This is a genomic window from Caulobacter sp. (assembly GCF_049283275.1).
Lineage (GTDB): Bacteria > Pseudomonadota > Alphaproteobacteria > Caulobacterales > Caulobacteraceae > Caulobacter.
This window is the reverse complement of record NZ_JBAPVS010000073.1, coordinates 1-11937: the sequence shown is the minus strand read 5'-3', so window position 1 is coordinate 11937 and position 11937 is coordinate 1. Positions and strand designations below refer to the sequence as shown.

Here is an 11937-nt window from a genome sequence, read left to right as displayed (position 1 = left end):
CCGCAAGGGCATGTCCCCAAATCAGTCCTGCAGGTGATCCGGCAGGATCGGCGACGGATGGTCGTCCATCAGACGGTGCAGCTCGCGCTTGAGGCGCTTGCGGCGGCCCCAGGGCCGCCAGGCGTCGCTGGGCGAGATGGCGTCGCCCAGGCTCCAGTCGGCGATGAACTGCTGCACGCCCGTCAGCGTCCTGATCGGGACAGGAGCCAGCCGGCGCGGCAGGCCGCCCCGGCGATCCAGCTCGTTGATCGTCGCCGCCAGGCCGCCCAGGCGGTCATAGGTCTCGAGCACGTGCGCTGTCTCGTGGTCGAGGAAGTGGCCGATCAACCGTCCCAGGAAGGCGCGGACCGCGGCGCGGCTGGTTTCGTCCACGCCCTCGAAGGCGATGTCGCACTCGGTGTCCAGCCCGATGGAGCGGTTGTTGAGGTTGGCCGAGCCCAGCCGCAACATGCGGTCGTCCATGATCGCCACCTTGGAGTGGACGATGATCGCCGCCCCCTTGGGCGTTTTGGCGCTGAAGGCCGAGAAGCGGTTATGAACGTCGATCTCGCGCAGGCGGTTGATCGCCGAGGTCCGGGCGCTGTCCATGGTGATCTGGTCGAAATAGCTGGGACTGTGGGCCGGACCGACCGTCACCACCTCGGGCCCGTCCGGCTCGGCCAGGCGATCGGCCAGGGCTTCGACGATGATCGGCGAGGTCAGGTACTGGTTCTCCAGATAGATCAGCCGCCGAGCCGCCTTGATGCTGGCCAGGTGCATCAGCATCGTCTCGTTGATCTCGGGGTCGCCCTTCCAGGGCGGCTGGGTGCGGCAGATCGCGAGGGGCGCGTTGCGCAGGTCGGGGATCAGATGGTCCGGCCAGGGCGTTTCCTCGGGCTTGTCCGAACGCTCCAGGGCCTGGCCCGTCGACCGCTCCCAGCGGGCGATGAACAGGTCGCCCAAGGCCTCGGCGGCCTTGCCGTCGACCATGGCGGCCACCTCGTGGCGAGCCGGATAGTGATGGCCCGTGGGCAGGCGGCGGCGCGGATCGTTGTCCAGGTGCTGGGTGGTGTCCCAACGGTCGACGCCGATGTCGCCGCCGCTGACCAGGGCCACCGAGCCGTCGACCACCACCACCTTCTGATGATGGCAGGCGCTGGCCGGCAGGGTGTTGTCCAGGTGGTACTTGACCCGCGAACCGGCGAAGAACACCTGGCCCCGCTGGGGGCCGAACAGCTGCGAGGCGGCGATCGGAAGCGGCATGTCCCAGACCAGGATCCGCACGTCCAGCGCCGGATTGAGCGCCGCCTGCCGGCGCAGCAAAAGGCCGATCCGGTCCACGTGCTGGGGATCGCGGCTCTTGCGCACCCGGTCGGGGTCCAGCCGGGTCAGCGGGTCGAAGACCCAGGCCAGGATCCAGATCGACTTCTTGGCCGACAACAGGATGGACTTCAGGGCGTCGAACGCCTCGTCATTGTCGATGAACAGCGCCAACCGGTCGGCCTGCTCCACGCGCCAGCAGGTGACGCCCGGCCTGAGCAACGAGGCGACGGGAGGCGAAGCGGCGGTCAGCGAGGATGCATCGTCGGCCATATCGCCCCTTGTGCCATGGAAATTCGTCAACGCGTGGACCCATGTTAAGGCTCCGCTTTTGATAGACCACTGACCTGTGTTTGTTGGATGTCCATGACAGCGCAATCAACCGCCCATCACGTCCTGGCCGACCGCAAGCGTCTGTGGGCCTTCTGGCTGGGCTGCCTGGTCGTGACCGTGGGCGTGGTGCTGCACGTGCCGATGTACCTGATGGGCGCCGACATCGGCTACCAGTTGGCCGGGATGAAGATGGACCTGGGCATGACGGTGGGCATGCTGATCATCCCGCCCGGCTGCGTCCTGGCCGGCTGGGGCCTGCTGCCCCGGCGCGGCGTCGACCACCATCTGGAGCACACCGTCGAGGTCACGCCGCCGGAGGACGCCCCGCTGTCCCTGGCCCACTGGTGGCTGATGCTGGTGCTGGTCATCGCCCTGGTCATCGACATCATGAAGCCCGCCAGCCTGGGCTTCGTGGTGCCCGGCATGATCAAGGAGTACGGGGTCAGCAAGGCCATGGTCGCCTGGCTGCCCTTCGCCGCCCTTCTGGGCACCGTGACCGGCTCGATCATCTGGGGCGCCCTGGCCGACATCTTCGGGCGGCGGGCCTCGATCCTGTTGTCCTCGGTGATGTTCGTCGGCACCTCGATCTGCGGAGCCATGCCCGATTTCTGGTGGAACGTCGGCATGTGCTTCATGATGGGCGCGGCGGCCGGCGGGCTGCTGCCGGTGGTCTACGCCCTGCTGGCCGAGACCATGCCGTCCAAGCACCGAGGCTGGGCCCTGGTGCTGGTCGGCGGCCTGGGGGCGGTGGGCGGCTATCTGGCCTCGTCCGGCAGCTCGGCCTGGCTGCAGCCCGAGTTCGGCTGGCGGATCATGTGGTTCCTGAACCTGCCGACCGGCCTGATCCTGATCGCCCTGAGCGGCGCGATCCCGGAGTCCGCCAAGTTCCTGATGACCATCGGCCGCATGGACGCCGCCCACGCGGTGATGAAGCGGTTCGGCTCGGTGGTCCGCGAAAAGACCGACACGCCCGAGGCGCATCACCACGTCCTGACCCCGCCGCCGGTCGAGAAGCGCTTCATCGGCAAGACCATCGCCCTGAGCATCGCCGCCGTGGCCTGGGGCCTGGTCAATTTCGGCCTGCTGCTGTGGCTGCCGGCCGAACTGGTGGCCGAGGGGCACAGCGTCGGGGTCTCCAGTCAGCTGCTGGCCAAGTCGGCCCTGATCGCCTTCCCGACGGTCTTTGTCTGCGCCTTCCTCTACAGCCGCTGGAGCACCAAGTGGTCGCTGGCGGCGACGATCGCGGTCAGCGCCCTGGGCGTGGCGGGCGTGCTGACCATCGGCCCCGGCGTCAGCCCGGTGCTGCCGGTCGCCCTGATGATCATCGGCACGAACGGCCTGCTGGCCATCCTGCTGCCCTATACGGCCGAGAGCTTTCCGCTGCGGATCCGCGGCCGGGCCACCGGCTGGGTGGCGGCGTGCAGCAAGTCGGGCGGGCTGATCGCCCAGCTGCTGGGCATACTGGCGGCCGTGCCGCCGTTGAAGATCGCGGCCCTGATGATCATCGCGCCCCTGGCCCTGGCCCTGGTCCTGGTGGCCTGGTTCGGGACCGAGACGCGCGGGCGCGACCTGCGGGAGCTGGAGGGGTAAACACGCCTCCTTCAGCTGTCATCCCGGACAGGGCCCGAAGGGCCGCCGATCCGGGACCGCCGGAAGCGGCGGCGTTCACGCGTCGGTCCCGGATCTTCGCGCTGCGCGCTCGTCCGGGATGACAGTGAATGAGATAGCGGTGAATTACCCCGCGATCGCCGCGGCGTCGCGTTCGCCGGTGCGGATGCGCAGGGCCTGCTCCAGGTCCATGACGAACACCTTGCCGTCGCCGATCTTGCCGGTGTTGGCGGTGCTCTGCAGGGCCTCGACCACCGGCTCGACCACGTCGTTGGCCACGGCGATCTCCAGCTTGACCTTGGGCAGCAGCTTCACCTCGTACTCGGCGCCGCGATAGACCTCGGTCTTGCCCTTCTGCCGACCATAGCCGCGCACCTCGGTGACCGTCAGGCCAGAAGCGCCCGCCTCGGTGACCGCCTCAAGCACGGCGTCCAGGCGGCTGGGCTTGATAATGGCGACGATCATCTTCATGGCGCGGCTCCCGCTGACGACGGCTTGTTCTACGACTTGAAGCTAGGCCCGGGAATCGATGGCTCCAAGGGCTTTGCGGCATTTAGATTACGCGGCGCCTTTCGAACAGGCGCCGTCCTGACCGGAGCGGGGCCGCCCGGCGACGGCGCAAGCACCCCCGGCGCGAACACCCGCACCCGCGCGCGGCTGCCGCGCGGCTTGACCGCGAAGGTCTGCTTGACCGCCTCCATCAAGATCAGGCCCGAAAAGCGCGGCCACAGGCGGGCCCCCACCTGCTCGAACCCTTCGGCCCAGCGCGCCGCCACCGGCATCGGCGGGGCGTAGAGGGCGCGCGTCCATCCGGCGGGCTCCAGGTCCGCCTCGCGCAACAGGGCTTCCAGCTGATGGCGGCTGAACGGCCGTCCGTGGCCGAAGGGCGTGCTTTCGGCCCCGGCCCACAGGCCGTCGCGCGAGGCCACGGCGACGATCAGGCGTCCGGACGGCGCCATGACCCGCCAGATCTCGCGCAGGACCGCGGCCGGATCGTCGGCCTCCTCCAGGGCGTGGACGGCCAGGACGCGGTCGAACATGGCGTTGGTGAACGGCAGGCTGGTCTCCTCGACCAGGGTCGCGGCGTTGGCGCCGCCGCGCGGCCAGACCTCGACGCCTTGAGTGGCCGGCATGGCCGCCACCACCCGCCGGGCCTGGGTGCGGGCCCTGTCGAGAAAGGGGGTGGCGTAGCCCAGGCCCAGCACGTCCAGTCCCCGCGCGTCGCCCCAAGCCTCCTCGACCTTGCGGCCCAGCATCTCGCGGGCCGCGCGTCCGAGCGGACTGGCGTAGAAGGCTCTAAGATCCAGCACGTCGCGGCGCATTGAGTCTCCCGATCGATGGCTTCATCTATGTAGGCGGGCGGGCCCGTCGCGTCACGCCCCTGCACGGAGTCGAACCATGTCGCTGACCGTCCACCAGTTTCCCTGCCTGTCGGACAATTACGGCTTTCTCGTGCGCGACGACGCCACGGGAGCCACGGCGACCATCGACACGCCCGACGCCGACGCCATCCTGGCGCAGCTGGACAGGCTGGGCTGGAAGCTGGACCTGATCCTCAACACCCACTGGCATCCGGATCACGCCGGCGGCAACGCGGCCCTCCAGGCGGCGACCGGCGCGACGATCGTCGGCCCGCAGGAAGTGACCCGCATCGCACCGCTCGACCGCCCGGTCGGCCAGGGCGACACGGTGATGCTGGGCGACACGCCCCTGGCGGTGATCGACACCGGCGGCCACACCCTGGGGCACATCGCCTATCACGACGCCCGCGACCACATCGCCTTCGTCGGCGACACCCTGTTCGCCCTGGGCTGCGGCCGCCTGTTCGAGGGCACGGCCGAGCAGATGTGGGGATCGCTGTCCAAGCTGACCGCCCTGCCCGACGACACCACGGTCTATTGCGCGCACGAATACACAGCCTCGAACGCCCGCTTCGCCCTGTCCTTGGACGACGCCCCGGCGCTGAAGGACCGGACGGACGCGGTGTTCGCCGCCCGCGAGCGCGGCGAGCCGACCGTGCCCACTACGATCGGCCTGGAAAAGGCGACCAATCCCTTCTTGCGCGCCCCCCTGCTGCGGCCCCATCTGGCGCCCGCGGAAGCGTTCGGCGAGATTCGCGCCGCCAAGGACAGCTTCAAGGGGTGAGCATGCCTTCGGAACTCTCGGGCGACCTCAGCGGCAACGAGGTCATTCGCCTGCTGGACCTGCAGCCGCATCTCGAGGGGGGATGGTATCGCCGGACCTTCGAGGACACGCCGGCCAATGAGAGCCGCCCGGCCTCGACCGCGATCTACTACCTGCTGCAGGCCGGCGACATGTCGGCCTGGCACCGGATCGACGCGGTGGAGGTCTGGCACTACTACGCCGGCGCGCCGATGAAGATCACCCTGTCGCCGCCCGATGGCCAGGGCGCGACCCCCTACACCCTGGGCCCCGACCTGCGGTCCGGCGCCCGTCCGCAGGTGATCGTGCCGACGGGCTGGTGGCAGACCGCCGTAAGCCTGGGAGACTGGAGCCTGGTCGGCTGCACCGTGGCCCCCGGCTTCAATTTCAACGGCTTCGAACTGGCGCCCAAGGACTGGCGGCCCCACTCCTTGGCGCCCCGACGCCCCTGAGGGCTATGGCCTGAGCTCAACAAAAAAGGCCCCGGATCGCTCCGGGGCCTTTGTCGTTTCCGCAGGGCGCCCCTTAGGGCGCGACGGGCTCGGGGTTGGTGTCGTCCGAGCCGTGCGACCAGGTCTTGAGCAGCGGCGACAGGACCAGGAACAGCACGCCGATGCCGATCGAGATCAGGCCGATGATCTTGAACACCAGCAGCGACTGGGCCATGGCCGCGGCCGGGTCCAGCACCTGGCCGCCGATGGTCTCGGTCGAGGCGATGCCGGCGATCCAACCGGCGACCAGATTGCCCATGGCCAGGGCCATGTACCAGACGGCCATCACGAACGAGACGATCGACAGCGGCGACAGCTTGGTCATCTGCGACAGGCCCACCGGCGACATGAACATCTCGCCCGAGGTGTGCAGCATGTACATCAGCACCAGGAAGACCAGCGGCATGCGGAACGCGCCGTCGACGAACTGGGCGCCCAGCAGCAGGATCAGGAAGCCGGCTCCGACCTGGATCAGCGACAGGCCGAACTTGACCATCGGTCCGGGATTGCGGCCGCGGGCGCCCAGGAAGGTCCACAGGGCGGCGAACACCGGCGCGAAGATCAGGATCCAGCCGGCGTTGAGCGCCTGGGTCTGGGCGGCGTTGAACGAGGTGTTGACCCAGAACTTGCCGGCCGGGCTCCAGCCCGCCGCGGCCAATTGCTCGGGCGAGCCCAGCACCACCGCCCCGCCCAGCCACTTCACCGGATGCGACAGCAAGGTCAGGTTGACGTTGGTGGCCGCGAACAGGTTCAGCGACGAGCCGGCCTGTTCGAACAGGGCCCAGAACACCACCGCGCCCAGCACCAGCACCATGGCCAGCAAGAGCCGCTCGCGCTCGACCTTCTCGCACTTGGCGAACACGAACCACAGGATATAGCCCAGCGAGCCGAACATGCCGGCGATCAGGGTGGCGCTGACCACCGGGGTGTACTGAACCAGGAAGAACACCAGACCGACCACGCCCAGCGAGCCGGCGTAGATCACGCCTTCGCGGTTGATCGGACCCAGCACCGGGGCCTTCAGCTTGACCGGCTCGGGCGGCTCGCCCTTGCCCAGCAGCCAGGGCTTGCCCAGCACGAAGACCACGAAGCCGACCAGCATGCCCAGACCGGCCATGCCGAAGCCCGCGCCCCAGCCGAGGTTGACCCCCAGCAGGCCGCAGAGGATGGCCGCCCAGAACGAGCCGAGATTGATGCCGTAGTAGTAGAGGGTGAAGCCCGGATCGCGGCGCGGATCGCCCTGCGGATAGAGCTGTCCCACCAGGGTGGCGACATTGGCCTTCATGAAGCCCACGCCGACGATGATCAGCGAAAGCGCCAGCCAGAAAATGTTCAGGTACAGCGGATCGCGGTCCGTCACGCCCAGCTTGTACTGACCCTTGGGCAGCACCGAGGGCAGGGCCGACTGGGCCGGCAGGTTCTTGATCTCGAAGTCGCCCGCCGCGTTGGCCGCCACCTCATAGGGCTTGTCGTCGACGACGATCCTGGCCACCCGCGCCTCGCCCCGGCCCTCGACCTGGAACGTGTAGCTATGGCCGGCATAGTCCAGGGTCTGGGTCGCCGGACGCCCCTCGACGGCCATGGTCAGGTGGCCCGCCACCAGCAGGATGGCCCCGAAGGCCACGGCCTTGCGGGTGCCCAGGTAGCGGTCCGCCAGGAAGCCGCCCAGCAGCGGCACGATATAGACCAGCGAGGTATAGGAGCCGTAGTGGCCGCCCGCCGTCTTGGAATCGAACAGGAAGTGCTGGGTCAGATAGAAGATCAGCAGCCCCCTCATGCCGTAGTAGGAGAAGCGCTCCCACATCTCGGCCAAGAAACAGATGATCAGACCGCGCGGGTGCTGCCGCAGCAGTTGGATAAGCACAGGAACACCGGTCACGAGCGTGACTAGAATGCCGGCGGCGACAACGATATTCATTCACGAACCTTGAAACGTACAAGCGGTGCGGGCGGCCTAGGTGGTTTCGCCCTCCCCTCCCCAATTGGCGGGGAGAAGATCACGGCGCTTTGCGTTTCACAAGCAACGGCTTGCCGCCTTGGAGCCCGGCTCCCCCGCCGCGCGTTTCCTAGTCGACGCCCTTTCCAGCGGGAGATTTCATCATGACCGACCCGACCCAAGACCACCCCATCACCTGTTCGCGCGAGGATGGACGGGTGGAGGTGCTTTTCGAGGGCCACGAGATCGCCGACAGCGCCGATGTGCTGGTGCTCAAGGAAGCCGACTACGCGCCGGTGCGCTATTTCCCGCGCGCGGACGTGGCCATGGACTTCCTGCGCAAGACCGACAAGGTCACGCACTGTCCCTACAAGGGCCAGGCCAGCTACTACACGATCCATCGCGACGCCCAGATCATCGAGAACGCGGTCTGGTCGTACGAGACGCCGCTGCCGGACGTCAGCCAGATCGCCGGCCGCCTGGCCTTCTATCCCGAGCACGTCGACTTCAAGCGCGCCGGCCTGACCGCGGCCGAGACCCGGACCGTCGACGTCGATGAGGTGGTGCGGCACACCGACAGCGGCTCGGGCGCCAGCCAGGCCGAGCACTGGGCCTCGAACGTCTCCATGCCCGACGACCAGGCCTGGGAAGGCGACGAAATCCGCGAGGACGGACCCGGAACGGTGGCCAAGCCCTATGAGGGAACCGGATCAATCTGAGCCACGTTCACGCCTGGGAGTGTAAAGCTTTCGTTAACCTTTCAAGCGCTGCAATGACCGCAGCGCTGAAGCGTAAAGCCTCCTCCAGAGAGGCGCCCTGGGAGAAACGTCGTGGCTTACGTCGGTTATGATTCCGGTTTGCAGTCGTCGTCCGCGGTGCGGTCGCGCCCTGTCAGGGTGAGGCTGGCCTGGGGACGGCTCTCGGCCGTGGCCGTCAGCGTCCTGGCCTGGGTCGGAATCATCGCCGGACTCCGCGCGATCTTCTGACCCTAGTGGCCCCTCGCCTCAGTAGGCGAAGTCCTCGAACACCCGGTTGATGTCGCCCTTCCACGCGCCGTTATACAGCGACAGCAGGCGCTCGGCCGGGGTGATCCCGCTGTCGGCGATCTCTTCCAGGTCGCCCAGATAGATCGACTCGTCCAGGAAGCCGCCGTTCAGCTGGGCGCGTGACTTCAGGCCCTGCTTGGCGATGGCGACGAAATCCCTGGCCACGTCTTGAGCCGAACGTCCCGCCACCTGGGCCTTCAGGCCCAGCTTGGGCACGTCGCGGCGCAGGCCGGCGCGATCCTCGGCTGTCCAATCCTTGCAGAGGTCCCAGGCCGCGGCCAGGGCCGCGTCGTCGTAGAACACTCCCGTCCACAGGGCCGGCAGGGCGCACAGGCGGCTCCACGGCCCAGCGTCCGCGCCACGCATCTCCAGATAGGTCTTCAGCCGCACCTCGGGGAACAGGGTGGTGGTGTGGTCGGCCCAGTCCTTGATCGAGGCGCGCTCGCCCGGCAGCTCGGCGATCTTGCCGTCGATGAAGTCGCGGAAGCTGCGGCCGGCCAGGTCGATGTACTTGTCGCCGCGCTTGGCGAAGTACATCGGCACGTCCAGGGCGTAGCGGGCGTAGCGCTCGAAGTCGAAACCGTCCTCGAACACGAAGTCCAGCAGGCCGGTGCGGTCGGCGTCGGTGTCGGTCCAGACATTGGCGCGGGCCGACAGGAAGCCGTTGGGCTTGCCCTCGGTGAACGGCGAATTGGCGAACAGGGCCGTGGCGATCGGCTGCAGGGCCAGGCTCATGCGGAACTTGGCGACCATGTCGGCTTCGCTGGAGAAGTCGAGATTGGCCTGCACGGTGCAGGTGCGCAGCATCATGTCCAGGCCCAGCCCGCCGACCTTGGGCATGTAGTTGCGCATGATCACGTAGCGGCCCTTGGGCATGATCGGCACGTCCTGGCGCTTCCAGACCGGCGAGAAGCCCAGGCCCAGGAAGCCCAGGCCCAGCTCGTCGGCCACGGTCTTGACCTCGTCCAGGTGCTGGCCGGTCTCCTCGCAGATGTCGTGCATGGTCAGCAGCGGCGCGCCGGACAGCTCGAACTGGCCGCCGGGCTCCAGGCTGACATTGGCGCCGTTGCGCTCCAGCCCGATGATCGTCGGGCCTTCCATGACGGGCTTCCAGCCGAAGCGCTGCAGGCCGGTCAGCAGGGCGTGCACGCCCCTGTCGCCCTCGTAGGGCACCGGCGAATGGTCCTTCAGATAGAAGCCGAACTTCTCGTGCTCGGCGCCGACGCGGAACTGGTCCCTGGGCTTGGACCCTTGCGCGAAATAGGCGGTCAGATCGTCCAGCGTCAGCGGACGCTCCTGGCTCACGGCTTCGGCCATCGGCCACCCTCCCAAAACACGCATCCAGAGGGAGGAACGCTCCTCCGACCCGCCCGCGAACTGTCGTGCTGCGCAGTTGGGCGTTTTCTTAGCGAACCTCAAGGGGCGCGGACAGCCTTTCGCAACAGAGTCGGCTACCGCCAGTCGCCCGCCGCGGCCTGCCACAGGGTCATGGCGGCGATGGCGGCGGTGTCGGCGCGCAGGATGCGGGGGCCCAGCGAGACGGGGATCACGAACGGCAGCGACCGCAGGCGCTCGCGTTCCTCCGGGGCGAAGCCGCCCTCGGGACCGATCAGGATCGCGGCGGGCGCCGAGGTTCCGGCCACGGCCTCGATCATCGGCCTGGCGTCGCCGCCCTCGTCGCAGAAGACCAGGCGACGGGCCGGATCCCAAGTGTCCAGGATCTTGTCCAGCTTCATCGGGTCGTCGATCACCGGCACGTCCAGGCGGCCGGTCTGTTCGGCGGCCTCGATGGCGATGGCGTCCAGGCGGCCCAGCTTGAGGAAGTCGACATTGGTCCGCCGGGTCTGGGTCAGGCGCACCCGGCGCGCGCCCAGCTCGGCGGCTTTCTCGACGATGGTCTCGACCCGGCCGCGCTTGACCATGGCGATCACCAGGTCGAGGTCCGGCGCGTGGTCCTGCTCGCGGGTCTGAGCCTCGCAACGCAACAGGCAGCCGCGCTTGCCCGCCTCGGTCAGGCTGCAGCGCCACTCGCCGTCCTGGCCGTTGAACACCAGGATCTCGTCGCCGACATCCAGCCGCATGACGGCGGACAGGTAGCGCGACTGGTCGACGGTAGGCGCGACGCCGGCGCCGAGTTTGAGCGGGTGGGGAACAAAAAGACGTATCATGCGGCTCTTCTAGCGCAACTGAACCGTCCGAGGGTAGGCTGGCGCCATGAGCAATTCAGAAGACTACGAAGCCGAGCTCCGCGACCTGCAGCTGGCGCTGATCGGCCTGCAGCGGCAGGCGATCAAGGAGGGCTGGAAGACCGTCACCCTTTTCGAAGGCCGAGACGCCGCCGGCAAGGACGGGGCCATCGCCCGCCTGACCGAGCACGCCCACCGCCGCGCCACGCGGGTGATGTCGCTGCCCACACCCAGCGACCGGGAGCGAAGCGAGTGGTACTTCCAGCGCTATGTCCGCCACCTTCCCGCCGCCGGCGAGGCCGTTGTCTTCAACCGTTCCTGGTACAATCGGGCCGGGGTCGAACGGGTCATGGGCTTTTCCGCGCCCCAGGAGCAGGAGCAGTTCCTGCGCGATGCGCCGGCCTTCGAGCTGATGCTGGTGGAGAACGGGGTCAGGCTGACCAAGTTCTGGCTGGATATCGACGAAGAGACCCAGGCCCAGCGCCTGAAGGCCCGCCGCGAGGAGCCGCTGAAGGCCTTCAAGGTCAGCGATCTGGACGCCGTGGCCCAGGCCAAGTGGGACGACTATACGGCGGCCCGCGACGAGATGCTGATGCGCACCCACTCCAAGCCCGCCCCCTGGATCTGCGTGCGCGCCGACCACAAGAAGCCCGCGCGGCTGAACATCCTGCGCTGGATCCTGCACGTCTCGGCGCCCAAGAAGCTGCTGAAGGGCATCCGTCCGCCGGATCCGGAGGTGATCTTCAGCTTCGAGCCGACGGCGCTGACGGACGGACGGCTGGCGAAGTAGGAGGCGGAAGACCCCCTCAGTCGCTCCGCGACAGCTCCCCCAAAGGGGGAGCATCTAGCGCGATCAGATCCTCCCCCTTTGGGGG

At 68.2% G+C, this 11937-nt stretch carries 11 protein-coding genes; 5 read left to right on the top strand and 6 right to left on the bottom strand.

The window, feature by feature from the left end; translation table 11 throughout:
• Positions 1 to 21 precede the first annotated feature (21 nt).
• Positions 22 to 1572: a phospholipase D-like domain-containing protein gene (locus WAL33_RS03630; protein ID WP_422178582.1), complete on the bottom strand. Its 1551-nt coding sequence runs from the start codon at positions 1570 to 1572 to the stop codon at positions 22 to 24.
• A gap of 93 nt (positions 1573 to 1665) precedes the next feature.
• On the opposite strand from WAL33_RS03630, the gene WAL33_RS03625 reads away from it, so the two are divergent.
• Positions 1666 to 3222: an MFS transporter gene (locus tag WAL33_RS03625; protein ID WP_422178580.1), complete on the top strand. Its 1557-nt coding sequence runs from the start codon at positions 1666 to 1668 to the stop codon at positions 3220 to 3222.
• Positions 3223 to 3366: 144 nt separating this feature from the next.
• Here the strand turns inward: WAL33_RS03625 and WAL33_RS03620 are convergent, their stop codons facing one another.
• Both WAL33_RS03620 and WAL33_RS03615 read right to left on the bottom strand, forming a co-directional pair.
• On the bottom strand, positions 3367 to 3711 hold the full coding sequence (locus WAL33_RS03620; RefSeq protein WP_422178578.1) for a P-II family nitrogen regulator: 345 nt from the start codon (positions 3709 to 3711) through the stop codon (positions 3367 to 3369).
• 29 nt (positions 3712 to 3740) lie between these two features.
• Positions 3741 to 4562: a class I SAM-dependent methyltransferase gene (locus tag WAL33_RS03615; RefSeq protein WP_422178576.1), complete on the bottom strand. Its 822-nt coding sequence runs from the start codon at positions 4560 to 4562 to the stop codon at positions 3741 to 3743.
• A 76-nt stretch (positions 4563 to 4638) separates the two neighbouring features.
• Between WAL33_RS03615 and gloB the strand changes: the two genes are divergently transcribed.
• On the top strand, positions 4639 to 5385 hold the full coding sequence (gene gloB / locus WAL33_RS03610; RefSeq protein WP_422178574.1) for a hydroxyacylglutathione hydrolase: 747 nt from the start codon (positions 4639 to 4641) through the stop codon (positions 5383 to 5385).
• A gap of 2 nt (positions 5386 to 5387) precedes the next feature.
• Positions 5388 to 5855: a cupin domain-containing protein gene (locus WAL33_RS03605; protein WP_422178572.1), complete on the top strand. Its 468-nt coding sequence runs from the start codon at positions 5388 to 5390 to the stop codon at positions 5853 to 5855.
• Between the two features lie 73 nt (positions 5856 to 5928).
• Here the strand turns inward: WAL33_RS03605 and WAL33_RS03600 are convergent, their stop codons facing one another.
• On the bottom strand, positions 5929 to 7812 hold the full coding sequence (locus tag WAL33_RS03600; protein ID WP_422178570.1) for a peptide MFS transporter: 1884 nt from the start codon (positions 7810 to 7812) through the stop codon (positions 5929 to 5931).
• A gap of 182 nt (positions 7813 to 7994) precedes the next feature.
• Here WAL33_RS03600 and WAL33_RS03595 point away from each other — a divergent pair, with 182 nt between their 5' ends.
• Positions 7995 to 8549 carry a DUF427 domain-containing protein gene (locus tag WAL33_RS03595; protein ID WP_422178568.1) on the top strand — a complete coding sequence of 185 codons (555 nt, stop codon included), beginning with the start codon at positions 7995 to 7997 and terminating at the stop codon, positions 8547 to 8549.
• Between the two features lie 285 nt (positions 8550 to 8834).
• Here the strand turns inward: WAL33_RS03595 and WAL33_RS03590 are convergent, their stop codons facing one another.
• Entirely contained in the window at positions 8835 to 10193 is a 1359-nt protein-coding gene (locus WAL33_RS03590; RefSeq protein ID WP_422178566.1) for a glutamate--cysteine ligase, read from the bottom strand.
• Positions 10194 to 10327: 134 nt separating this feature from the next.
• On the bottom strand, positions 10328 to 11044 hold the full coding sequence (locus tag WAL33_RS03585; protein WP_422178564.1) for a 16S rRNA (uracil(1498)-N(3))-methyltransferase: 717 nt from the start codon (positions 11042 to 11044) through the stop codon (positions 10328 to 10330).
• Between the two features lie 46 nt (positions 11045 to 11090).
• Here WAL33_RS03585 and ppk2 point away from each other — a divergent pair, with 46 nt between their 5' ends.
• Positions 11091 to 11852, top strand: a complete 762-nt coding sequence (ppk2, locus tag WAL33_RS03580) for a polyphosphate kinase 2 (RefSeq protein ID WP_422178562.1) — start codon at positions 11091 to 11093, stop codon at positions 11850 to 11852.
• Positions 11853 to 11937: the final 85 nt, after the last annotated feature.